We start from the raw sequence: 23,454 nt of genomic DNA, 5'->3' as shown, positions 1-23,454 counted from the left end.
GGCCTGGTTTGGCCGGGGCGCAGGGCGTTCGCGACGATCACACGATCGGGTGAACCCGAGGGGCGAGCGCCGTCAGGGCGATCAGATCAGGCCGAGCTCGCGCACCGCGTCGCGCTCCTCGACGAGCTCCGCCACCGACGCGTCGATGCGCGCACGGGAGAACTCGTTGATGTCCAGGCCCTGGACGATCTCGTACTTGCCGTCGGCGCAGGTGACCGGGAAGGAGGAGATGAGGCCCTGCGGGACGCCGTAGGAGCCGTCCGACGGGATGCCCATCGACGTCCAGTCGCCCGCGGCGGTGCCGTTGACCCAGGTGTGCACGTGGTCGATGGCGGCGTTGGCGGCCGAGGCGGCCGAGGAGGCGCCACGGGCATCGATGATCGCGGCGCCGCGCTTGGCGACGGTCGGGATGAAGGTGTCGGCGAGCCACGCCTCGTCGGCCACGACCTCGGCGGCGTTCTTGCCGGCGATCTCCGCGTGGAAGATGTCCGGGTACTGGGTGGCCGAGTGGTTGCCCCAGATCGTCAGGCGCTTGATGTCGGTGACGTCGGCGCCGGTCTTCTGGGCCAGCTGCGTGATCGCGCGGTTGTGGTCCAGGCGGGTCATCGCGGTGAAGCGCTCGGCCGGTACGTCCGGAGCGGCGGCCTGCGCGATGAGCGCGTTGGTGTTGGCCGGGTTGCCCACGACCAGGACCTTGATGTCGTCCGCGGCGTGCGCGTTGATCGCGGCGCCCTGCGGCTTGAAGATGCCGCCGTTGGCGGCGAGCAGGTCACCGCGCTCCATGCCCTTGGTGCGCGGGCGGGCGCCGACGAGCAGCGCGACGTTGGCGCCGTCGAAGCCCTGGTTCGGGTCGTCGAAGATGTCGATGCCCTTGAGCAGCGGGAAGGCGCAGTCGTCGAGCTCCATGGCGGTGCCCTCGGCGGCCTTCATGCCCTGGGGGATCTCCAGGAGGCGGAGCTTGACCGGCACGTCCGCGCCGAGCAGGTGGCCGGACGCGATGCGGAAGAGCAGCGCGTAGCCGATCTGGCCGGCGGCGCCGGTGACAGTGACATTCACGGGAGTGCGGGTCATGGCCTTCTCCGTTAGACAGCTGGCGGTGGGGCGTCCCCGCCCCATGTGCTGGACCCCCTGTAGGGGGAAGGACGCCGCTTCCCTGTCCTGTGAATCTTGACGTGAAGAGACATCCGCGGTCAGGCTATCCGACCCGCGGGGCCCCCAACCCCCCGGTCCCTGTGGTCCGCGGCACACGGGCCCCGGATCGGGAGGTTTCGAAGGTCCGGACGGGCGTATGCCCTTGCTCCCCGCCGTTGCTCCACGGGGAAGATCTCGCCCGTCCGGCGCCCTTCGACGTACCCGACGTACCCGACCCGGGCGGCCGACAGCGGTGGCGGAGCCGACGGGGTCCGACGGGACGCCCGCCGGACCCCGGCAGCACCTAGCCCCTGTCGTCAAAGTCCCGCCTGGCCCGCGGCCCCCGGCACCGCACCTCGCCGCGTTGTCGGGGCGCCCGAGTACGTCCAGTACGCGGGCGCCCCTCCGCCTTGCGATGCACGGCACCGGACGCCGCGGACCTGACCGGCGCTACTTTGACGACAGGACCTAGCGGACCGTGAAGCGGACCGCGCTCTCCAGGAACGGGAACTCCAGCCAGGGTTTCGGCTCCATGACCAGCGCGAGCAGGGTGATGGCCACGCCCAGCACCCCGTACGTGATCATGTCGGTGAACCGGGAGCGCACCGCGAGCATGCCCACCGAGGGCAGGACGCGCCGCATCACCGCCGCGGCGATCAGCGCGACGCCGATCACCAGGCAGCCGATCCGCGGCTGTCCCACCGCCGTGGTCAGCAGCCCCACCGCGGTGGCGGCGAGGACGCTGAGCATCGGCCACTGGCGGGCGGGCGCGGACACCGCTCCGGGGATGGCGCGGCCGCCGCCCTCGGGGCGGGCCGTGTCCTGGGTGACGGTGGGGAAGCGCCGGGACCGCGCGGGGGCCGCGGCGGGACCGCGCTCCGCGCCGCCCTTCGCACCGTCCTCCGGGCGGGGCTCCGGGCCGCCCTCCGCGCCGCCGTCCTCCGGGCGGGGCTCCGGGGCGGAGGCCCCTCCCGTACCGCTCACCTCGTGCTCAGCCCGCACTGGTGGTCCGCTCCGCCGCCTCGACGACGTTCACCAGCAGCTGCGCCCGGGTCATCGGGCCGACACCGCCCGGGTTCGGGGAGATCCAGCCCGCCACCTCGGCGACGCCCGGGTGGACGTCCCCGACGATCTTCCCGCTCTCGTCGCGGCTCACGCCGACGTCGAGCACGGCCGCGCCCGGCTTCACGTCCTCGGGCTTCACCAGGTGCGGGACGCCCGCCGCCGCGACGATGATGTCCGCCTGGCGCAGCAGCCCCGCGAGGTCGCGCGTACCGGTGTGGCACAGCGTCACGGTGGCGTTCTCGGACTTGCGGGTGAGCAGCAGCCCGATGGAGCGGCCGACGGTGATGCCCCGGCCGAGCACGACGACGTGCGCGCCGTTGATCTCGACGCCGTGGTGACGCAGCAGCTCGACGATCCCGTACGGAGTACAGGGCAGCGGGCCCTGTACGCCCAGCACCAGCCGGCCCAGCGACGTCGGGTGCAGGCCGTCGGCGTCCTTCGCCGGATCCATCAGTTCCAGGACGCGGTTGGTGTCGATTCCCTTGGGGAGCGGCAGTTGGACGATGTAGCCCGTGCAGGCCGGGTCGGCGTTCAGCTCCCGCACGACCGCCTCGATGTCCTCCTGGGAGGCCGTCGCGGGCAGTTCGCGCTGGATGGAGGCGATGCCGACCTCGGCGCAGTCCTTGTGCTTGCCGTTGACGTACCAGCGGCTGCCCGGGTCGTCGCCGACCAGGAGGGTGCCCAGGCCGGGGGTGACGCCCCGGGCCTTCAGCTGCTCCACGCGGGCCTTCAGTTCGGATTTGATCGCGGCCGCGGTGGCCTTGCCATCGAGAATCTGGGCGGTCATGGGGGCATCCTCCCGGATGGGGCGGCCCGGCTTCCAATCGGGAGGCGGCCGGATCGCGCTCTTGATTGCACTTGCACAACAAGTCTGACCCGCTCCGGCAACCAACTGGACAAGCCCGGTGCGGGCCCACCACGATGACGGGCAGCAAGACGATCGGAAAGAGTGCCGCGGGCAGTGCCGGGGGGGCGTACCGCAGAAGCAAGTGTCCTCCAGGTGTGCCGTGCGTCCCCGCACTTCACGGAGGAAAGACCCAGATGAGCTTCGGCGACCCGAACAACCCTTACGGGCAGCAGCAGCCGCCGCAGGGCCAGCCCGGCTACGGCTACCCGCAGCAGGCCCCGCAGGGCGTCCCGCCGCAGGGCCAGCCCGGTTACGGCTACCCGCAGCAGGGCCAGCAGCCGTACGGTGTCCCGCCGCAGGCGCCGGGCACCCTCCAGGCCAACAACGGCTACATCAACGTGGCGGGCCTCGGCACCGTCCAGGTCGCGACGATGGGCCGCCGCTTCGGCGCCCGCCTGATCGACGGCCTGGCCATCTCGGTCCTCGTCTGGATCCTCATGGCCATCGGTCTCGCCGGGGCGCTGGGCCTCGCGGAGTCGGTCGAGGACTGCGGTACGGACTACGCGTCGGCCGCGTACCAGCAGTGCGTCAACGACCAGGCGGAGGCGGCCGGCGGCATGATCGCCGCTCTGTTCGGCACCCTCGCCCTCATCGGTATCGCCACCCTGCTCTACGAGTGGCTGATGATCTCCTTCGTCGGCGCGACGCTCGGCAAGATGGCCCTGAGCCTGAAGGTCGTCAAGGAGAACACCGGCCAGGCCCCCGGCCTCGGCGGCGGCTTCATCCGCTGGATCATCCCGATGGTCGGCAGCTTCCTCTGCGGCATCGGCCAGGTCCTGGTCTACCTGTCCCCGTTCTTCGACAACTCGGGCAAGCTCCAGGGCTGGCACGACCGCGCGGCCGGCACCATCGTCGTCAAGACGAAGTAACCGCAGCACCGCTGTCACCGCTCACACGTGCTCACACGGCGAAGGCCGCCACCCGCTGGTGCGGGTGGCGGCCTTCGCCGTGTCCGTGCCTGTCCGCGCCTGTCCGCGCCTCAGTGGAAGAAGTGGCGGGTGCCGGTGAAGTACATCGTCACGCCCGCCTTCTTCGCCGCCTCGACGACCTGCTCGTCGCGGACCGAACCGCCCGGCTGCACCACGGCCTTGATGCCGGCCGCGGTCAGGATCTCCAGCCCGTCCGGGAAGGGGAAGAACGCGTCCGAGGCCGCGTACGAACCCTGCGCGCGCTCCGCGCCCGCCCGCTCGACGGCGAGCTTCGCCGAGTCGACGCGGTTGACCTGGCCCATGCCGACGCCGACCGAGGCGCCGTCCTTGGCGAGCAGGATCGCGTTGGACTTGACGGCGCGGCAGGCCTTCCACGCGAAGGCGAGCTCGGCCAGCTCGTCCGCGGACAGCGCGTCGCCGGTGGCGAGGGTCCAGTTGGCCGGGTCGTCGCCCTCGGCCTGGAAGACGTCCGACTGCTGGAGCAGCGTGCCGCCCGAGATCGGCTTGAGGTCGCCCGGCTGGTGCGGGGTGCCGTCCACCTTCAGGACGCGGATGTTCTTCTTCTTGGCCAGGACCTCCAGCGCGCCGTCCTCGTAGCCGGGGGCGGCGATGACCTCGGTGAAGATCTCCGCGACCTGCTCGGCGAGCTCGACGGTCACCGGGCGGTTGACGGCGATGACGCCGCCGAAGGCCGACAGCGGGTCGCAGGCGTGCGCCTTGCGGTGCGCGGCGGCCACGTCCTGGCCCACGGCGATGCCGCACGGGTTGGCGTGCTTGATGATCGCGACGCAGGGCTCTTCGTGGTCGTAGGCGGCCCGGCGGGCGGCCTCGGTGTCCACGTAGTTGTTGAAGGACATCTCCTTGCCGTGCAGCTGCTCGGCGTTGGCGAGCCCGCCCGGCCGGCCGTCCGTGTAGAGCGCGGCGGCCTGGTGCGGGTTCTCGCCGTAGCGCAGGGTCGCCTTGCGCTCCCAGGCGCCGGCCAGGAACTCGGGCAGGTCGCCCTCCCCGCCCTCCGGGGCGTAGGCGTTGGTGAACCAGGAGGCGACGGCCACGTCGTAGGCCGCGGTGTGCTGGAAGGCCTCGGCCGCGAGCCGCTTGCGGGCGGTCAGGTCGAAGCCGCCGCCCTGGGCGGCCGCGAGGACGTCGGCGTAGCGGGCGGGGCTGGTGACGACCGCGACCGAGGGGTGGTTCTTGGCGGCGGCGCGGACCATCGAGGGGCCGCCAATGTCGATCTGCTCGACGCACTCGTCGGGGGTGGCGCCGGAGGCGACGGTCTCCCGGAACGGGTACAGGTTGACGATCACCAGGTCGAAGGGCTCCACGCCCAGCTCGGCGAGCTGGTTCCGGTGGTCCTCCAGGCGCAGGTCGGCGAGGATCCCGGCGTGCACGCGGGGGTGGAGGGTCTTGACGCGGCCGTCGAGGCACTCGGGGAAGCCGGTGAGCTCCTCGACCTTGGTGACGGGCACCCCGGCCGCGGCGATCCGCGACGCCGTGGAGCCCGTGGAGACGAGCGCGACGCCCGCCTCGTGGAGGCCGCGGGCCAGCTCTTCCAGTCCCGTCTTGTCGTAGACACTCACGAGCGCGCGGCGGATCGGCCGCTGAGTCGTCGTCGTTTCGTTGGCGGTCACTGGATTGTTACCTTTCGTCCCTCAATGCGGTAGCCGTGCCGGGCCAGGCGCCCCACGACGTCGACGAGCAGCTGGCGCTCGACTTCCTTGATGCGCTCATGGAGCGCGGCTTCGTCCTCCCCGTCCCGGATCTCGACGACACCCTGGGCGATGATCGGACCGGTGTCCACGCCGCTGTCCACGAAGTGGACCGTGCAGCCGGTGACCTTCGCGCCGTACGCGAGGGCGTCGCGCACCCCGTGCGCGCCGGGGAAGGCCGGGAGGAGGGCGGGGTGGGTGTTGATGAACCGTCCGCCGAAGCGGTCGATGAAGCTCTTCCCGACGATCTTCATGAACCCGGCGGAGACGACGAGGTCCGGCGCGTGGGCGTCGGTCGCCGCGGTGAGGGCGGCGTCCCACTCCTCACGGCTCCCGTAGGCCTTCACCGGACACACGAAGGTGGGGATCCCCGCCTTCTCCGCCCGTTCGAGGCCCGCGATGTCCTCGCGGTCGGCCCCTACGGCGACGACCTCGGCCCCGAACCCCTCGGCTCCGCCGGGGTGGGCGTCGATGGCGTCGAGCAGGGCCTGGAGGTTGGTGCCGGAGCCGGAAACCAGCACGACCAGGCGGGAGGCGGCCATGGGAGGCCCTTTCTCACAGGATTTGCGTCGTTCGTCTTGTGTGGTCATACGAAACTTCGGGGTACCGATATACGGGGGACCATACGAAGCCACCGACCGCCTGCAACGATACCGGCACACCGGACCGCCCCCGAGGGACGGGGGGACGGGCGGGCGGTAGCGTCTGGCGTACAAGCCGCGAACGACGCGGTACGCGCCCACCGCACGCGGGGCGCGCGCCGTCCACGACACAGGGGAAGTTACGCACTCGATGCCGGACCGCCGTCAGCCCGACCCCTCGACCGAAGACAACCCCTTCGCGGCGCCCCCGGAGGGCCGGCCCGACCAGCCGTGGCAGCCCCGGCAGCCGCAGCGGCCGCAGGACGGCGGCGGCGGTCCGGGCGGCGGCCCCACGGACCCCGCCCCCGAGGGCCCGGCCCGGTGGGACCCGACCGACCCGGTCCAGCGGCGCGCGCGGTACGCGCTGCTGTCGGGCATGTGGGGGTTCTTCTTCGGGATCTTCGGGATCCCGTCGGTCGGCCTGCTGCTGGGCGCGCTGGCCATGTACTGGGGCATCAGCGCCCTCCGCGGCCGCCCCGCGACCGAAGCGGACCCCGGCGGCCTGGCCGCACTGGGCCCGGCCGCCCGCCCGCAGCGCGCGGCGGCGGTGAGCGGCCTGGTCACGGCGTCGCTGGCGCTGCTGCTGGCGGCCAGCTCGTACGGGCTGCAGCTGGCGTACAAGGACTTCTACGTCTGCCGCGACGACGCCTTGACCCGCACGGCGGAACTGGAATGCAACACCCTCCTCCCGGACAACGCCATCGGCAAGATCCTCAAGGTCCAACGCTGACCCCGAAGCGCCCTCGCCGCCGCTCGGGACACCTCCAGCCCCAGCCCGGCTGAGCGGCGCCCGCCCGCCGGTGCTTGGGCAACTCCGGCCCCGCCGGCGTTGGGGCACCTCCAGCCCGCCGGGCGCCGCGAGGCACCTCGAAGGCGCGTGAGGCATCTCCAGCCCCACCCGGGCGCCTGGCGCCCAGCCCCAGCCGGCAGCTCAGCACCCCCAGCCCCAGCCCCAGCCCCAGCCGGCAGCTCAGCGGCCCCCGCCGACGCTGGGGCAACTCCAGCCCCGCCGGCGTTTGAGGCGCGGGGGTCCGGGGGCAGAGCCCTTGGCACACGGCCCCCAGCCAAGCGACCCGCCCCACCCCAACCCAGCCCCGTCGGCAGGCCCAGCCCCCGACGGTCGGGCACCCTCCAGCCCCGCCGGCGTTTGAGGCGCGGGGGTCCGGGGGCAGAGCCCCTGGCACACGGCCCCCAGCCAAACGACCCGCCCCGCCCCAACCCAGCCCCGTCGGCGTTTGAGGCGCGGGGTCCGGGGCGGCGCCCCGGGGAACGGGCGAAGGGCGGGTAGGGGACCGCTCCGCGAAGCGGCACCCCCGGCCCCGCCCGGGCTCAGCCCCCGGGACGCCGCCGCGCCAGCACCCGCGCCCCCACCACCGCCGTCGGCAGCAACGGTTCCGCAGGAGCCGGCACGGGTGCGGCCACCGCCGGAGCCACCGGATCCACCGGAGCCGCCGGCGCCACCGGCGCCGCCGGCGGAGCCACCGGCGCCACCAACGGCTCCGCCGCCCTCCGCAACGCCTCCCACCGAAGCTCCCGCACCCCCGAGTCGTGCCACGCGTCCCCGCCCGTCCCCCCACCCTCCGCACAACGCACCGGCCGCGTCCGCCACGCCTGCACCCCCACCGCCAACGGCACGGACAGCACCAGCGTCCACCCCGCCGCCGCGCTCCCCGCCGCCCACCACACCGGCCCCACGCCCGCAAGCGCCCGCGACCCCAGCGGCCCCGCCGAAGCCGCCGCCAGGCCGGCCGTCGCCAGGCCGCACACCACCGAGCCCAGTGCCGCCGTCAGCGCGGTCTCCCCGTACGAGACCTCCCGCGCCCGCCGCACCGCGAACCACCCCACCGCCAGCCCCGCCGCCACCGGCACCGCCAGCGCCGCCCAGGTGACGGGCGTCCCGGGCCCCGGCGACGGCAGCGCGGCCAGCAGCGGGAACCTCGGCAGCGAGGGCGCTCCCTCCAGCCCGAACGGGGTCGCCACCGACCCCGCGCCGAGCGCGAACCCGGGCCCGAGCCCGTACGCCGCGCCCCACACCATCGCGTTCGGCAGCAGCGCCAGCGCGAGCAGCAGCACCGCGAACCGCCCCGACCACACCCCGGTCAGCGCCAGGAAGGAACTCCGCGCCTCCGTCCCGTGCCACATCAGGGAGGCCCCGACGAGCAGGGCCCCGCCGCCCAGCAGGACGAGTACCCCCGCCCCGCCGGAGCGCAGCGCCAGCGCGTACCGGGGGCGCGCGACGGCCCGGCGTACGCTCCCCGGAACCCACTGCGGCAAGGGCCCCAGCGGTTTGCCCTTGGCCGCCCACACCCCGCCGGCGGCGGCGAGCACGGCCACCAGCGGCACGTGCCAGGCGGCGCTGAGCGGGTCCGCCGGCATCGGCCCGCCGGCCGCGTACACCGTGGCGAGCGCACCGACGGTCAGGTAGCCGCAGGTGACGGCGGAGAACACGGCACTGGCCGGCAGCACCTCGTCCCCCTCCGCCCCGGCGGCGTCCCCCGAGGCGCTGCCGAGCCGGGCCGCGCGCCGCATGAGCAGCACGGGCAGCGCCACGAGCAGCAGCGGGACTAGCCCGACGGGCGCCGGGACGCCGGAGAGGGTTTCGTAGCGGACGAGTTCCGTGCCGTGGGCCATCAGCCACAGGCCGGCGGCGAGGTGCAGTGCGCCGCCGGGGCCGCTGTCGGGGTAGGGGGAGCTGATCCACAGCACGATCACGAGCACGGCGAGGAAGCCGAGCCCCAGTCCGGCGGCCACGGCACCGCCCAGCACGCAGGCGGCGGCCGCCGGTGAGCGTCGCCGCGCGGTGGCGGCCCGCGGGGCCGTCGGCAACGGGGTCCCGCGTTCGGTCACTTGGGTCACCCCGCCATGGTGCCCTCGACACGCGCTATGTCCGGGTAACAACCGATTGACCGTTGTGTCGCTCAATATACGTTTATGTACTTTTTCGCCCAGAGCAGCCGTGTCGCGGGGAGAGTGGCATGACACAAGACGTCGAAACGTCCTCCGGCTCGGAGCTGGGCCTCCCGTCCCCCAAGGAGCGCCGGTGGCTGCGAGAGTCGGGCGGGCTGACGTACGAGGAGGTCGCGGCCCGGGCCGGTGTCACCGCGGCCACCGTCCGCTCCTGGGAGTGCGGCCGCACCGAGCCTCGCGGGCGCACGCGCGAGGCGTACGCGGCGCTCCTGGACCGGCTCGCCGCCACCGGGGCCGCCCCGGTACGGCCGGTGGCGGCGGGCCCGCCCACCCGGCGGCCCCGGAACGTCGCGAAACGCGCCGCACAGCCGCCGGCCAGGACGCCCCAGTCGGCCCGGGAGGCCCGGGAGGCCCGGGAGGCCCAGTCGGCTCAGACGACTCAGGCAGCCCGGGAGGCCCGGGAGGCTCAGGCGGGCCAGGGAGCCCAGCCGACTCAGGCAACCCAGGCAGCTCAGGCGCCCGGGGAGGCCTGGGCAACCCACACGGCCCAAACAGCCCAGGCGACCCACACGCCGCAGGAGCCATACCCGGCCCAGGAGGCGCACCCGGCCCGTCCGGTCCCGGCGGAACCGGCCCTCCCGGCTGCCCCCGCCCCGGCACCCACCGCTACCGAGATCGCCCCCGCCTCCGCGGGCCCCACCGCCCCGGCCGCGGTGACACCCGCCCCCGAGGAACCGTTTCACCAGGGCGGCCCCGCCCACACCGGAGCGGAACCCGGCACCCCGCAGGGGCTCCCGGCCGCCCCGCCGGCCGCCGCGCGCGAAGAGCCGGCCCCCGCCGCCCCGGCGGCTGCCACTCCCGCGACCCGGCCCTACGGCCCCCGGCCGAAACCCCCGGAAGATCCCGTCGAGGCCTTCGACGCCCTCTACGACCACGCCGCCGCCGCGCTCGTCCGCCAGGCCTACCTGCTCACCGGCCGCCGCGCCCTCGCCCTGCACTCCGTCGAGGTGGCGTTCCGGCAGGCCTGGGGGCGCTGGCCCGAGGTGGCCACCGACCCCGACCCGGTGGGGTGGGTCCGCTCGGCCGCGTACGAATACGCCCTCTCCCCCTGGCACCGGTTCCGCCGGGCCCACCGCCACCCCGACCGGCTCCCGGCCGACCCCGCCGACCGGATCCTGCTGGACGCCCTCCTCGCCCTGCCGCCCGTACACCGCCGGACCGTGCTGCTCTACGACGGCGTCGGCCTCGACCTGCCCGACACCGCCGCGGAGACCGAGGCCAGCACCCCGGCCGCCGGGCACCGCCTGCTGCGCGCGCACGCCGAACTCGTCCGCCGGATCCCCGGGCTGGCCGGTCTGACGCCCGAGCAGCGGTCGGCCCTGCTGCGCGAGCGGCTCGGCGCGGTGCGGCCCGCCGTGTCCCTGGAGCCGCGCCCGGCGGCCACCGTCCGGACCGTCAGCGAGCACCGGGCCCGGCGGCTGGCGCGGGCCGCGCTCGTCCTGACCGCCGTGATCGCCGCGTCGACGGGATACACCACCGTCACCGCCCCGGACCACTACGAGCCGCCGATCGCCCCCGGCGCGAGCGTCTCGGGGGTGCCGCCGCTCAGCGGCCCCCCGCGGCTCACGGAGACCGGCCGGTTCCTCCAGGACAAGCTGCGGGCCGACCCGGCCGCCGGACCCCAACGGCTCGCCCCGCAGCCCGAATGAGGAACGGGCGTGGCCCGCACCCCAGGGGGTGCGGGCCACGCCCGTACGTCCGTACAGCTGCTGCCTACTGGGCGGCGTTCAGGATCTCGCGCGCCAGCTTGGCGGTCTCGGTCGGCGTCTTGCCGACCTTGACGCCGGCGGCCTCGAGGGCCTCCTTCTTGGCCTGCGCGGTGCCGGAGGAGCCGGAGACGATGGCGCCGGCGTGGCCCATGGTCTTGCCCTCGGGGGCGGTGAAGCCCGCGACGTAGCCGACGACCGGCTTGGTGACGTTCTTCGCGATGAAGTCCGCCGCACGCTCCTCGGCGTCGCCGCCGATCTCGCCGATCATGACGATGAGCTCGGTCTCCGGGTCGGCCTCGAAGGCCTCCAGGGCGTCGATGTGCGTGGTGCCGATGACCGGGTCGCCACCGATGCCGACGGCGGAGGTGAAGCCGATGTCGCGCAGCTCGTACATCATCTGGTAGGTCAGCGTGCCGGACTTGGACACGAGACCGATCTTGCCGGGCTTGGTGATGTCGCCCGGGATGATGCCGGCGTTGGACTGGCCGGGGGTGATGAGACCCGGGCAGTTCGGACCGATGATGCGGGTCTTGTTGCCCTTGGCGGTCGCGTACGCCCAGAAGGCGGCGGAGTCGTGCACCGCGATGCCCTCGGTGATCACGACGGCCAGCGGGATCTCGGCGTCGATGGCCTCGACGACCGCGGCCTTGGCGAAGGCCGGCGGGACGAAGAGGACGGAGACGTTGGCGCCCGTCTTCTCCATCGCCTCGGCGACGGAGCCGAAGACCGGGACCTCGGTGCCGTCGAAGTCGACGGTCGTGCCGGCCTTGCGCGGGTTCACGCCGCCGACGATGTTGGTGCCGTCAGCCAGCATCAGCTTGGTGTGCTTCATGCCCGTGGCACCGGTCATGCCCTGGACGATGACCTTGCTGTCCTTGTTGAGGAAGATAGCCATGTGAGTCTGTGACCTCTGCCCTTACTTCGCAGCCGCGAGCTCGGCGGCCTTGTCGGCCGCGCCGTCCATGGTGTCCACGCGCTGCACCAGCGGGTGGTTGGCGTCCGAAAGGATCTTGCGACCCAGCTCGGCGTTGTTGCCGTCGAGGCGGACGACCAGCGGCTTGGTGACCGCCTCGCCCCGGTCCTCGAGCAGCTGCAGCGCCTGGACGATGCCGTTGGCGACCTCGTCACACGCGGTGATGCCACCGAAGACGTTGACGAACACGGACTTGACGTCCGGGTCGCCGAGGATGATCTCGAGGCCGTTGGCCATGACGGCGGCGGAGGCGCCACCGCCGATGTCGAGGAAGTTGGCGGGCTTGACGCCACCGTGGTTCTCACCGGCGTACGCGACGACGTCCAGGGTGCTCATGACGAGACCCGCGCCGTTGCCGATGATGCCGACCTCGCCGTCGAGCTTGACGTAGTTGAGGCCCTTCTCCTTGGCGGCGGCCTCGAGCGGGTTCGCGGCGGCGTGGTCCACGAACTCCTCGTGGCCCGGCTGGCGGAACTCGGCGTTCTCGTCGAGCGAGACCTTGCCGTCGAGCGCGATGACGTCACCGGAGGCGACCTTCGCGAGCGGGTTGACCTCGACGAGGAGCGCGTCCTCGGCGATGAAGGTCTGCCACAGGGTCACGAGGACCTCGGCGACCTGCTCGGCGACCTCGGCCGGGAACTTCGCCAGGGCGACGATCTCGCGGGCCTTCTCGATGGTCACGCCCTCGTTGGCGTTCACCGGGACCTTGGCGAGCTTCTCCGGGGTCTCCTCGGCGACCTGCTCGATGTCCATGCCGCCCGCGACCGAGGCCATGGCCAGGAAGGTGCGGTTGGTGCGGTCGAGGAGGTACGAGACGTAGTACTCCTCGAGGATCTCCGGCGCGGTCTCGGCGATCATCACCTTGTGGACCGTGTGGCCCTTGATGTCCATGCCGAGGATGTCCGTCGCGCGGGCGACGGCCTCGTCCGGGGTGGCGGCGAGCTTCACGCCACCGGCCTTGCCGCGGCCGCCGACCTTAACCTGGGCCTTGACGACCGACTTGCCGCCCAGCTTCTCGGTGGCCTCGCGAGCCGCCTCAGGCGTGTCGATGACTTCACCGGCCAGCACCGGTACACCGTGCTTGGCGAAGAGGTCCCTCGCCTGGTACTCGAACAGGTCCACGCGCGTCCGTCCCTTGTCTTAAAGATTCGCAGTGATTCGCGGTTTGTCTGCTATCTGCGTGGGCGTGCCGCGGAGGGCAACGTGACGGCGCTGTCACTAGGAAGGCGCACACGGTGACCGTGGACGCGGCATGTCCGTCTCGCAGGTTATCCCCGTGGGACGTGGGTCCCTAAATCGCAGATCACACCTGAGCGGTGATACCTGTCACAGATCGCCTCACAGTTGAGCTGCGCCTTCGTGTGATCTGCCGATGTGCAGCAGCGGTCCGGCGTGCTCCGGCGGACCCGTCAGGGCACAGGCAGGGGACGCTTCTCCAGGGCGGCGGCCATCACCTCCGGGAACAGGTCGGGGGTGCAGGCGAAGGCGGGCGCACCCAGCGCGGCCAGGGCCGCCGCGTGCTCGCGGTCGTAGGCGGGAGCACCCTCGTCGGACAGGGCCAGCAGGGCCACGAACTCCACGCCGGCCCCCTTCATCGCGGCCACCCGCTTGAGCATCTCGTTCCGGATGCCGCCCTCGTAGAGGTCGCTGATCAGGACGACGACCGTGTCCGCCGGTCGAGTGATCTTGGACTGGCAATAGGCGAGGGCACGGTTGATGTCGGTGCCGCCGCCCAGCTGGGTGCCGAACAGGACGTCGACCGGGTCGTCGAGCCGGTCGGTCAGGTCGACCACCGCCGTGTCGAAGACGACGAGCCGGGTGGCGATGGAGCGCATGGAGGCGAGGACCGCCCCGAAGACGGAGGCGTGGACGACCGAGGCGGCCATCGAGCCCGACTGGTCGATGCACAGGACCACCTCCTTCTTCACCGACCGGGAGGCCCGGCCGTAGCCGACGAGCCGCTCGGGGACGACGGTCCGGTGCTCCGGGAGGTAGTTCTTCAGGTTGGCCCGGATGGTCCGGTCCCAGTCGATGTCGTGGTGGCGGGGGCGGCTGATCCGCGCCGAACGGTCCAGCGCGCCCGTCAGCGTGGCCCGCGTGCGGGCCGCGAGCCGCTTCTCCAGTTGCTCGACCACCTTGCGGACCACGGCCCGCGCCGTCTCCCTGGTGGTGTCGGGCATGGCCTTGTGCAGCGACAGCAGGGTGCCGACCAGGTGGACGTCCGGTTCGACCGCCTCCAGCATCTCCGGCTCCAGCAGGAGCGCGGACAGGCCGAGCCGCTCGATGGCGTCCCGCTGCATGACCTGGACCACCGGGCTGGGGAAGTACGTACGGATGTCCCCGAGCCAGCGCGCCACGCGCGGGGCGGACGCCCCGAGACCGGCGGACCGCTCCCCCTGCGCCCGGCCCCCGGCGCCCCCGCCGCCGCCGTAGAGCGCCGCGAGCGCCCCGTCCATCGCCGCGTCCCGCCCGCTCAGCGCACGGCCCGTCCCGTCGCCCTCGCCTCCCAGCACCAGCCGCCACCGCCGCAGCCGCTCGCCTCCGGCGGTTTCCAGACCACCCGTCTCCGTCATCCGTCCATCCCCTCGACTCGTTCCTCCATGGGCCCACGCCCCCTCGCCCCGCGCCCGGATCTGCCGCTGCGCGGTGCCGTCCCCCACCCGCCCTTCCACCGTTCCCCGGGCTCCACCCGGATCGTTCGCCTGCGGCCGAACGTGGGTCAGTCGGACAGCGACGTGAGGGGGCGGGGACGGGGTGGGGTGTCGTCCGGGGCTGAAACGAAATGAGTTCGGTGCCCGCCACCGCCCGCCAACCGGATCCCGAACGGGCGCCGAACATCGAAGCCCGCCCCGGACGACACCCCACCCCGGCACCGGCCCCGACCCACCCCACACCGCCCCCGCACCCCGCCCGGCAGCGGCAGCGGCAGCCACCCCGACCGCCCGGCCGGGGCAAGAGTGCCTAGGCCACCCCCAGGAGCAGCCGGGCCAGATCCACGACCGCGTCCGCGCGGGCCGGGTCCAGCTCCGGGGCGAAGCCCGCCGGGGCGGCTCCGGCGGCGGACGCCGCCCGGGCGCCCGGGGCGCGCCGGGCCAGCTCGCCGAGGGTCCGCTTCACCCCGGCCTCGTACGCCCCGAACGTGCGCCGCAGCAGTGGCAGTACGTCGATGAAGGCGCCCTCCGGCACCGACACCAGCCAGGCGTCGATCAGGCCCAGCAGCCGCTCGTCGTGGACCAGCAGCGTCCCGCCGCCGGGGCCCCCGGCGAAGCCCTCGATCCAGCCCGCCGCGTCGGCCGGGGAGGCCGCCGGGGACAGGGCGAGCCCCATCAGCCGCGCCGTCTCCCCCGCCGGGAGCCGACCGTCGTCCAGCAGCAGCCGCGCAGCCCGCCCGCGTATCCCCCCGGGCACGTTCTCCCGCCCGGCCAGCGTCCGCAGGACCGCCGACCAGCGCTCCCGCAGCCCCGGGTCCGTGTCGGCCAGCAGGGCGACCGCCCCGTGCACCCCGTCGACGTGGCCCCGCAGCTCCGCCGCACCGTCGGCGTCGAGCCCGGCCGCGCAGGCCGGCGGCAGGGCCACGCAGATCCGCTCCGCCAGCCCGGCCGCGACCGTGCCGAGCGCCGCCGCGTCCGTGCCCCGCACGTCCCCGTACCGCAGCGAACGGGCCAGTGCGGGCAGCGCCCTGGCGAGCCCGGCCACGTCCGTGTCCAGCGCGGCCCGGTCGGCGAGCGCCCGCAGCACGGCGGGCAGCGCCTTCGACAGCCCGGCCAGCAGGCAGCGCTCGGCCAGCGCCGTGACCTCTCCCAGCTCCCCGGCGGCCGCCGCGTCGGCCTCCGCCTTCGCGGTGGCCGCCCCCAGGACGGTGGTGCCCCAGATGCCGGCCTCGGCGACCCGCACCGACAGCTCGGGCTCCCAGCACAGCCGCCAGGTCTCCCGGAAGGTGCCGGTCCCGCTCCGGGAGGCGGTCGGTACGCCCCAGTCGATCCCGAGCAGCCGCAGCCGGTGCAGCAGCAGGGACTTGGCCGCGTCGGAGTCCTTGCGCAGGTCCAGCTCCAGGTCCCGCCGCCGCGCCTCGGCCTTGAGCCGCAGCGAGCGCTGCCGGCGGGTGAGGTCCCGCTGGAGCGGTACGACGGGCGCCTCGTCCGGGACCTCGCCGAGCACGTCCCCGATCACCAGCCGGTCCTCGACCAGCGCGAGCGGTATCCCGGAGCCGTCGCACATCACGGCCCGGACCGCTTCCAGGGTCTCCGCGAGCCCGGGCAGCGGGCGGCCCCGCAGGGCGGCCAGCGTCCCGGCCAGCCGGACCGCCTCGATCACGTGGGCCGGGGAGACCTGCCGGTCCTCCTCCCGCAGCAGCCCGGCGACCTTGGTCAGCCAGCGCTCGACGGGCCGGTCCGGGGCCGCGAACAGGTGCGCGTACCAGCCGGGCGAGGTGATGCCCGCCCCGTACCCGCCGGCCCGGGCGAGCCTGCGGTGGGTCCAGGGCACCCAGGTGGTCTCAACCTTCACCTTGGGCAGCCCAGCGAGCAGCGCCCTGTCCGCCGCCACCGTGGTCCTCGCCCGCAGCGCCGGGACGTGCCAGGCGCCGCACACCACGGCGTGGTCGTCGCCGAACTCCCTGCGGGCCGCCCGCATCCGCTGCCGCATGTACGCCTCGCGGACCAGGTCGCCGGGGCGGCCGCCGTCCCCGTAGGTCTCGCGCAGGGCGGCCATCGCCTCCCCCAGGGCCTCGAAGGCGGCCAGCGCATCCCGCACGCCGCCCGTGCCCCGGTGCTCGACCACGTCCTCCCACCAGTCCTCGGGGTCCTCGTAGCCGGCGGTCTCCGCGAGCACGGCGAGCGGATCCACCCGCAGGGCGCCGGGGCCGCCGGCGTCCGGCTCCTCCTCTTCGGCGGGTGCGGCCAGCGCGTGGGCGGCCGGCAGGTCGATGAAGCGCACCGGCACGTCCTGGGCCTGTGCCCAGCGGATGGCGACCCACTCCGGGGAGAAGGCCGCAAGCGGCCAGAACGCGGCCCTGGCGGGGTCGTCCGCCGCGTGCGCGAGGAGGGCGACGGGCGGGCGCATTCCGGGCTCGGCCGCCAGCGCGAGCAGCGCGTCCCCCTCGGGCGGCCCCTCGATCAGCACGGCCCGCGGCCGCGCGCGGTCCAGCGCGGCCCGCACCGCCCGGGCCGATCCGGGCCCGTGGTGGCGGACCCCCAGCAGCAGCGGTCCCCCGGCCCCGGGGCTCATGCCGTCACCTCCCGGCAGGCCCGGTAGAAGTCCTTCCAGCCGTCCCGCTCGCGGACGACCGCCTCGAGGTACTCCTGCCATACGACGCGGTCGGCGGCCGGATCGCGGACGACGGCGCCGAGGATCCCGGCGGCGACGTCGGAGGGACGCAGGACGCCGTCCCCGAAGTGCGCGGCCAGGGCCAGTCCGCCGGTGACCACGGAGATGGCCTCGGCGGTGGACAGGGTGCCGCTGGGCGACTTCACCTTGGTGCGGCCGTCGTCGGTGACGCCCTCGCGCAGCTCCCGGAAGACGGTGACGACCCGGCGGATCTCCTCCAGCCCCTCGGGGGCGGCGGGCAGGTCCAGGGCGCGGCCCATCTGGTCGACGCGGCGGGCGACGATGTCGACCTCGGCGTCGGCGGTGGCGGGCAGCGGCAGGACCACGGTGTTGAAGCGGCGGCGCAGCGCGCTGGAGAGCTCGTTGACCCCGCGGTCGCGGTCGTTGGCGGTGGCGATGAGGTTGAAGCCGCGTACGGCCTGGACCTCCTCGCCGAGCTCCGGTATCGGGAGCGTCTTCTCGGACAGGACGGTGATGAGGGTGTCCTGCACGTCGGCCGGGATGCGGGTGAGCTCCTCGACGCGGGCGGTCATGCCCTCGGCCATGGCCCGCATGACGGGGCTGGGGACGAGGGCTTCGCGGCTGGGGCCGTGGGCGAGGAGGCGGGCGTAGTTCCAGCCGTAGCGGATGGCTTCCTCGGGGGTGCCGGCGGTGCCCTGGACGAGGAGGGTGGAGTCCCCGCTGACGGCGGCGGCGAGGTGCTCGGACACCCAGGTCTTGGCGGTTCCGGGGACGCCGAGCAGCAGCAGGGCGCGGTCGGTGGCGAGCGTGGTGACGGCGACCTCGACGATCCGGCGCGGGCCCACGTACTTGGGCGTGATGACCGTGCCGTCGGCGAGCGTGCCGCCCTGGAGGTAGGTGGCCACGGCCCACGGGGAGAGCTTCCAGCGGGCCGGGCGGGGCCGGTCGTCGTGGGCCGCGAGGGCTTTCAGTTCGTGCGCGAAGGCGTCTTCGGCGTGCGGTCGCAGCGCTTCGGTACCGGTGCCGTTCCCGGGCGTGGTCATGGTCCCCCTCCAATGCTCGGCAGCCGCTCCCGACTGCTGGATCCACCGTGCACCATGCCACTGACAACGCCCTTTGTTCCGGGCGTCGTTGCAGGTCAGAGCGATTGTCAGTGGGGGTCTCTACGGTTGTTCCCATGACTGAGCAGGGGGTCCGCTGGACGGCGGAACAGGTACTGGCTCTGGCTCCTGACGAGGCGTCGCGCAAGGCGGGGGGCAGGCTGGGAGGGGCGGGTCCGTGGTCACAGACCGGAGGTTCCGCTTCCGGTGCGGTGTGGGGGTTGTGCAAGGGCAGCGGCAGCACGCCGTACCGGACGGTCGTCGACCTGACGGGGCCGGCGTACACGTGCTCCTGTCCGAGCCGGAAGTTCCCCTGCAAGCACGCGCTGGGGCTGCTCTTGCTCTGGTCGGCGGAGGGGTTCGGCGATCCGGCCGAGGCCCCGGACTGGGCGGGGGAATGGCTCGCCGGGCGGGCGGCGAAGGCGGCGCGTCCGGCCGCCGGTCCGGTGGACCCGGAGGCGGCCCGCAAGCGGGCGGAGCGCCGGGCCGAGCGGATCGGCGCGGGCGTCGCCGAGCTGGAACAGCGGCTGGGGGACCTGCTGCGCGGCGGGATCGCCGGACAGCAGCAGGCCGGCTACGCCCCCTGGGAAGAGACCGCGGCCCGGATGGTCGACGCCCAGGCACCCGGACTGGCGGCGCGGGTCAGGGAGTTGGGGGCAATACCCGGTTGCGGCCCCGGCTGGCCCGCCCGGATGCTTGAGGAGTTCGCGCTGCTGCACCTGCTGGACAGGGCCTGGCTGGGGGTGTCCGGGCTGCCGGAGCCGCTGGCCGCGACCGTCCGGAGCCGGGTGGGGCTGCCGTCTCCGGCGGAGGGTGAGACCGTCCGGGACCGCTGGCTCGTACTGGCCCAGTACGACTCGGTGTCCCCGGACGGCCGGCTCACCACCCGCCGGATATGGCTGCGCGGGCTGGACAGCGGGCGCCCGGCGCTGGTCCTGGACTTCGGTCCGCCCGGCCGGCCGCCGGGGCTGGCACTGCCCGTCGGACTGGTGCTGGAGGCGGAAGCCCGCTTCCGGCCCGGGTCGGCGGGGCTGCGGGCGGAGCTGGGGGACGGTACCGCGGCCGCGGTGCCGGCCGCCCGTACTCCGCCCGGGGTGAGCACCGGCGAGGCCCTCGAGGCCTACGGAGCCGCGCTGCGGGAGGACCCGTGGCTGGAGTCGTGGCCGGTGGTCCTCGGCCCCGTGATCCCGATACCGGGAGAAGGGGGCGAGGCCGCCTGGCAGGTGGCGGACGCGCAGGGGACGTCCGCACTGCCGGTGGCACTCGCGCGAGGCCGCTCGCGGTCCGGGCTGTGGCAGCTGGCCGCCCTCTCGGGCGGCGGACCCGTCACGGTCTTCGGGGAGTGCGGCCACCGCGGCTTCAGCCCGCTGACGGCCTGGCAGCCCGGCTCGTCCGAGCCGGTGCCGCTGACCTGAGCCGGAGCCGGAGCCGGAACCAAACGAAATCGCAGGGGGCCTGGGGGCCCGTATGCCGTCTGAGGGGGTGCCACGGGGAGGGACGGGCCGTCGCGGGGGCGTCGGCGCGTGAAACGGACGAGAAGCCGGGGGGCTTGCGATGAACGACAACCACGCCAGCTGAACAGGGTCGTGCCGGGTACCGGTGGCCCGGTCCCGAGGAGGGGCGGGACCGGGCCACCGGCCGGCACGACCGACGACCGACGACCGACGACCGACGACGAGACACCGGCGACGAGAGACCGGCGGCGGACGCCGGCGACTGGCGGACGGGCGGCACACGAGCGGCGGCCGCGGCCGGTGAGCGGGACGGGGGCACGAGTGACGAGGGAGGGGTCCGATGGGCAAGGGTGACGAGGGGTACCGGGACTGGGAGGAACTGGTCACCGCCGCGCTGCTGGGTACCGAGCGGCGCGGCGGCTCACCGCGGGCGCTGCTCGACGCGGCGGCCGTGCAGACGCTGCGCCGCCGCGCCGGGCTGCGGCCCGCCGAGGCGGCCCGGCGGCCCCCGGCCGCGGCGGACGATCCGCGCCCGGCACCCCCGGAGGCCGCCCGGCGGCGGCTCGCGCAGCTGCTGGCGGGCCGGACCGCGGCGGGCAGTGGCGGCGGGCGGCGCGGGGCCGCCCCGGATCTGACGGAACTGCTCCCGCAGTGGCTGTCCGCCGCCGCCCGGCACGGATACCGGGCGCCGTCGGCCCAGCTGCCGGCCCTGCTGGACGCGGCCCGCGCCCGGACCGACCTGCGCCCGCAGGCGCTGGCCCTGGCCGGGGCGCGGGGGCTGTGGCTGGCCCGGCTGAATCCCGAGTGGCGGTTCGCCCTGCGCGGGGCGCCCGGGGGTGCCGGGGAACTGCCCGACCCGGCGGACGCAGAGGCGGTGACCCGGCTCTGGGAGGAGGGGCTGTTCGCCGAGCGGGTCGCCCTGCTCGGCGCCGTCCGGGCCCACGATCCGGCGGCCGCGCCCCGGCTGCTGGCCACGACCTGGGCCACGGAGCGCGCCGAGGACCGGCTGATGTTCCTCGACTCCCTGCGGTCCGGGCTGTCCGGGGAGGACGAGCCCTTCCTGGAGGCGGCGCTGGGTGACCGCAGCCGCAATGTCCGGGCGACCGCCGCCGAACTGCTGTCCGCGCTGCCCGGCTCGGCCCTGGCCGGGCGGATGGCGGAGCGGGCGCTGGCCTGCGTCGGCCCGGAGGGGGTGGTACCGCCGGCGGAGTGCGACGCGGGGATGCTGCGCGACGGGGTGGTGAAACAGCCCCCGGCCGGGCGCGGGGAGCGGGCGTGGTGGCTGGGCCAGCTGGTGGAGTCGGCCCCGCTGTCCTGCTGGCGGGACCGCTTCGGCGGGCTCGGTCCGGCGGAGATCGTCGCTCTGCCGGTGGCGGAGGGCTGGGCGGAGGAGATCCACGCGGCCTGGTGCCGGGCGGCGGTGCGCCAGCGCGACCCGCAGTGGTCGAAGGCGCTGCTCGGGTCGCCGTCCGCGCCGCCCGCGGCGGGCCCGGGCACGGCGTCGCTGGCGGAGCGGGCGAAGCTGCTGGAGACGCTGACCGAGGCGGAGCGGGCCGAGTGGGTCGCGGAGTTCATACGCGCCCACGGGCTGCCGGAGGCCTTCCAGCTGCTCGGCGTCTGCCTGGTCCCCTGGGCGGGGACGCTGGGCCGGGCGGTGGTGGACGCCCTGGACGCGGCGCGCGAGGCGGGCAGTTACCCGTGGAGCTTCAGCGGGGTGATGGGCCTGGCGGAGCGCTGCCTGGATCCCGCGGAGGCGGACCGCCTGGAGGCCATGACGGCCACCGCGCAGCACCCGCCGGAGGGCTCACCGGGAGCGGCCGCCTACTGGGCCGAGGCCTTCCAGCGCCTGGTGGCCACCCTCCGCATGCGGGCCTGCATGCTCGCCGAACTGGCCCCGGCCGCCTGACCTCGGGCGGCGGGGCCGGCCGGAAGGGGCGTCAGGCCTGGCGGACGTGGGCGTTGACCCAGTCCACGATGGAGGTGGTGGTGGCGCCGGGGGTGAAGATCTCGGCGACGCCCTTGGCCTTGAGCGGGGCGATGTCGTCCTCCGGGATGATGCCGCCGCCGAAGACCTTGATGTCCTCGGCGTCGCGCTCCTTGAGGAGTTCGATGACGCGCGCGAAGAGCGTGTTGTGCGCCCCGGAGAGGATGGAGAGGCCGATGGCGTCCGCGTCCTCCTGGATCGCGGTGTCCACGATCTGCTCGGGGGTCTGGTGGAGGCCGGTGTAGATGACTTCCATACCGGCGTCGCGCAGCGCCCGCGCGATCACCTTGGCGCCGCGGTCGTGGCCGTCGAGACCCGGCTTGGCCACCACCACACGGATCGGACCGGTCACACCCATCGCACTGCCTCCCGAGTGAACGAACGTTAAGTACAGCATTGCGCACGGCACCGTTTCGCGGTCAACGGGGAGGGGGAAATCACACGTGGGACGCCGTTGATTCACCACCGCCCCGCCGCTCCGCCACCGCGCCGACAGCCGCACGGCACGGTGGCGGGGCCGCGCCGGCAGTACGGCCCCGCACCCACAGGGTCCAGGGGGAGGCCGTCCATGGGGCTGACGATCGCACCGCTGCCCGTGCCGCGCACGGGCGCCGCCCTGCGGGCGGCGGTCCTCGAGGCGGCGGTCCTCGCCGGGCACCTCCTCCTCTACCCCACCGGGATACGGGAGGAACGACCGGCCGCCGCGCCCGCGGCCGGGGCCGCCGGGCAGCCGCCGCCCGTGCTGCTCCTGCACGGCTTCACCGACAACCGCTCGGTCTTCGTCATGCTGCGCCGCGCCCTCGGCGCGGGCGGCCGGCGGCGCGTGGAGACGTACAACCACTCCCCCTTCAGCCGCGACCTGCGCGTGACCGCCCGCCACCTCGCCCGGCGCGTAGAGGAACTGTGCGAGCGCAGCGGCCAGGAGCGGGTGGACCTCATCGGGCACAGCCTCGGCGGGCTGGTCGCGCGGTACTACGTCCAGCGGCTCGGCGGCGACGCGCGCGTGCGGACGCTGGTCACCCTGGGCACCCCGCACGGCGGCACCCGGATCGCCCCCTTCATGGACGCGCACCCCCTGGTCCGCCAGATGCGCCCGGACTCCGAGGTGATGGCCGAGCTGCGGGCGCCCGCGCCCGGCTGCCGGACCCGGTTCACGGCGTACTGGAGCGAGTTCGACGCCCTGATGGTGCCGACCGGGACGGCCCGGATCGAGCACCCGGACCTGGACGCGACGAACGTGCAGGTCACCGGCATCGGACACCTCGCCCTCCCGGTCCACCCCGCCGTCATCACCGCGGTCCGGCGCGACCTCGACGGCCCCCTCCGCGCCGCCGGCACCACACCCCGCCCACCGGAAGCCCCTCCCGCCACGGAACCCGAGGGCCGCAGCCAGGCCGGCTGACGCCACGCCACACCCTGGTGCCCGTACAACATCACTCGACTCCCAGTCGAACGAATTTCGAACTCAAGGCCAAGGCTCCGTCTTTCGACGACCGAAAGACGGCCGAATGCCCGGTTCCGCTGAGGACGAAACCCTCGGAAGATTGTCGAGGCGAGTAACCGCCGGGTACAGTCACGCCACTGCTCTCCTCCGGTGAACCT

Annotated in this window: 18 protein-coding genes; 6 read left to right on the top strand and 12 right to left on the bottom strand. The window is 74.4% G+C overall.

What is annotated here, in order from left to right:
* Positions 1-81 precede the first annotated feature (81 nt).
* From ACZ51S_RS11990 to ACZ51S_RS11980, 3 genes are all read right to left on the bottom strand, one after another.
* Positions 82-1,071: a malate dehydrogenase gene (locus ACZ51S_RS11990; RefSeq protein ID WP_468803810.1), complete on the bottom strand. Its 990-nt coding sequence runs from the start codon at positions 1,069-1,071 to the stop codon at positions 82-84.
* A 528-nt stretch (positions 1,072-1,599) separates the two neighbouring features.
* The gene (locus tag ACZ51S_RS11985; protein ID WP_468803809.1) at positions 1,600-2,115 is read right to left on the bottom strand and encodes a DUF3017 domain-containing protein; all 516 of its coding nucleotides are present in this window, start codon (positions 2,113-2,115) and stop codon (positions 1,600-1,602) included.
* 7 nt (positions 2,116-2,122) lie between these two features.
* A complete protein-coding gene (locus ACZ51S_RS11980; protein WP_468803808.1) occupies positions 2,123-2,983 on the bottom strand; it encodes a bifunctional methylenetetrahydrofolate dehydrogenase/methenyltetrahydrofolate cyclohydrolase in 861 nt (286 codons plus the stop codon).
* Positions 2,984-3,237: 254 nt separating this feature from the next.
* Between ACZ51S_RS11980 and ACZ51S_RS11975 the strand changes: the two genes are divergently transcribed.
* On the top strand, positions 3,238-3,972 hold the full coding sequence (locus ACZ51S_RS11975) for an RDD family protein (protein WP_468475432.1): 735 nt from the start codon (positions 3,238-3,240) through the stop codon (positions 3,970-3,972).
* A gap of 110 nt (positions 3,973-4,082) precedes the next feature.
* Here the strand turns inward: ACZ51S_RS11975 and purH are convergent, their stop codons facing one another.
* Both purH and purN read right to left on the bottom strand, forming a co-directional pair.
* Positions 4,083-5,660, bottom strand: coding sequence for a bifunctional phosphoribosylaminoimidazolecarboxamide formyltransferase/IMP cyclohydrolase (purH, locus tag ACZ51S_RS11970; protein WP_468960647.1), 1,578 nt, complete (start codon positions 5,658-5,660; stop codon positions 4,083-4,085).
* Positions 5,657-6,280, bottom strand: coding sequence for a phosphoribosylglycinamide formyltransferase (gene purN / locus ACZ51S_RS11965; RefSeq protein ID WP_468475430.1), 624 nt, complete (start codon positions 6,278-6,280; stop codon positions 5,657-5,659). The genes purH and purN overlap by 4 nt, the downstream gene beginning before the upstream one ends.
* Before the next feature lie 250 nt (positions 6,281-6,530).
* Here purN and ACZ51S_RS11960 point away from each other — a divergent pair, with 250 nt between their 5' ends.
* Positions 6,531-7,109: a hypothetical protein gene (locus tag ACZ51S_RS11960; protein WP_468475429.1), complete on the top strand. Its 579-nt coding sequence runs from the start codon at positions 6,531-6,533 to the stop codon at positions 7,107-7,109.
* Positions 7,110-7,708: 599 nt separating this feature from the next.
* Here the strand turns inward: ACZ51S_RS11960 and ACZ51S_RS11955 are convergent.
* Positions 7,709-9,235: a cell division protein PerM gene (locus ACZ51S_RS11955; RefSeq protein ID WP_468960645.1), complete on the bottom strand. Its 1,527-nt coding sequence runs from the start codon at positions 9,233-9,235 to the stop codon at positions 7,709-7,711.
* Between the two features lie 119 nt (positions 9,236-9,354).
* On the opposite strand from ACZ51S_RS11955, the gene ACZ51S_RS11950 reads away from it, so the two are divergent.
* Positions 9,355-10,995 carry a helix-turn-helix domain-containing protein gene (locus ACZ51S_RS11950; RefSeq protein ID WP_468960643.1) on the top strand — a complete coding sequence of 547 codons (1,641 nt, stop codon included), beginning with the start codon at positions 9,355-9,357 and terminating at the stop codon, positions 10,993-10,995.
* A 64-nt stretch (positions 10,996-11,059) separates the two neighbouring features.
* On the opposite strand, the gene sucD is transcribed toward ACZ51S_RS11950, so the two are convergent.
* The 5 genes from sucD to ACZ51S_RS11925 all read right to left on the bottom strand — a co-directional run bounded on the left by sucD (position 11,060) and on the right by ACZ51S_RS11925 (position 18,357).
* A complete protein-coding gene (gene sucD, locus ACZ51S_RS11945) occupies positions 11,060-11,950 on the bottom strand; it encodes a succinate--CoA ligase subunit alpha (RefSeq protein ID WP_030710487.1) in 891 nt (296 codons plus the stop codon).
* A gap of 21 nt (positions 11,951-11,971) precedes the next feature.
* Complete coding sequence (sucC, locus tag ACZ51S_RS11940; protein WP_388934641.1) at positions 11,972-13,150, bottom strand: ADP-forming succinate--CoA ligase subunit beta; 1,179 nt, start codon at positions 13,148-13,150, stop codon at positions 11,972-11,974.
* A gap of 287 nt (positions 13,151-13,437) precedes the next feature.
* Positions 13,438-14,601 (bottom strand): VWA domain-containing protein, encoded by a 1,164-nt coding sequence (locus tag ACZ51S_RS11935; RefSeq protein WP_468480197.1) that lies wholly within the window; start codon positions 14,599-14,601, stop codon positions 13,438-13,440.
* A 388-nt stretch (positions 14,602-14,989) separates the two neighbouring features.
* Positions 14,990-17,254 carry a DUF5682 family protein gene (locus ACZ51S_RS11930; protein WP_468960641.1) on the bottom strand — a complete coding sequence of 755 codons (2,265 nt, stop codon included), beginning with the start codon at positions 17,252-17,254 and terminating at the stop codon, positions 14,990-14,992.
* Entirely contained in the window at positions 17,251-18,357 is a 1,107-nt protein-coding gene (locus ACZ51S_RS11925) for an ATP-binding protein (RefSeq protein WP_468477328.1), read from the bottom strand. The genes ACZ51S_RS11930 and ACZ51S_RS11925 overlap by 4 nt, the downstream gene beginning before the upstream one ends.
* Positions 18,358-18,491: 134 nt before the next feature.
* Here ACZ51S_RS11925 and ACZ51S_RS11920 point away from each other — a divergent pair, with 134 nt between their 5' ends.
* Positions 18,492-19,829: an SWIM zinc finger family protein gene (locus ACZ51S_RS11920; RefSeq protein ID WP_468477327.1), complete on the top strand. Its 1,338-nt coding sequence runs from the start codon at positions 18,492-18,494 to the stop codon at positions 19,827-19,829.
* 379 nt (positions 19,830-20,208) lie between these two features.
* Positions 20,209-21,774 (top strand): DUF5691 domain-containing protein, encoded by a 1,566-nt coding sequence (locus ACZ51S_RS11915; RefSeq protein WP_468960639.1) that lies wholly within the window; start codon positions 20,209-20,211, stop codon positions 21,772-21,774.
* Between the two features lie 31 nt (positions 21,775-21,805).
* Here the strand turns inward: ACZ51S_RS11915 and ACZ51S_RS11910 are convergent, their stop codons facing one another.
* Complete coding sequence (locus tag ACZ51S_RS11910; RefSeq protein WP_388934659.1) at positions 21,806-22,210, bottom strand: cobalamin B12-binding domain-containing protein; 405 nt, start codon at positions 22,208-22,210, stop codon at positions 21,806-21,808.
* 210 nt (positions 22,211-22,420) lie between these two features.
* Between ACZ51S_RS11910 and ACZ51S_RS11905 the strand changes: the two genes are divergently transcribed.
* The gene (locus ACZ51S_RS11905; protein ID WP_468960637.1) at positions 22,421-23,254 is read left to right on the top strand and encodes an esterase/lipase family protein; all 834 of its coding nucleotides are present in this window, start codon (positions 22,421-22,423) and stop codon (positions 23,252-23,254) included.
* The last annotated feature ends 200 nt before the right edge of the window (positions 23,255-23,454 follow it).

This window comes from Streptomyces sp. NPDC034043, assembly GCF_055575675.1.
Note: the sequence above shows the minus strand (reverse complement) of the source record. Positions and strands in the feature narration are given on the sequence as shown.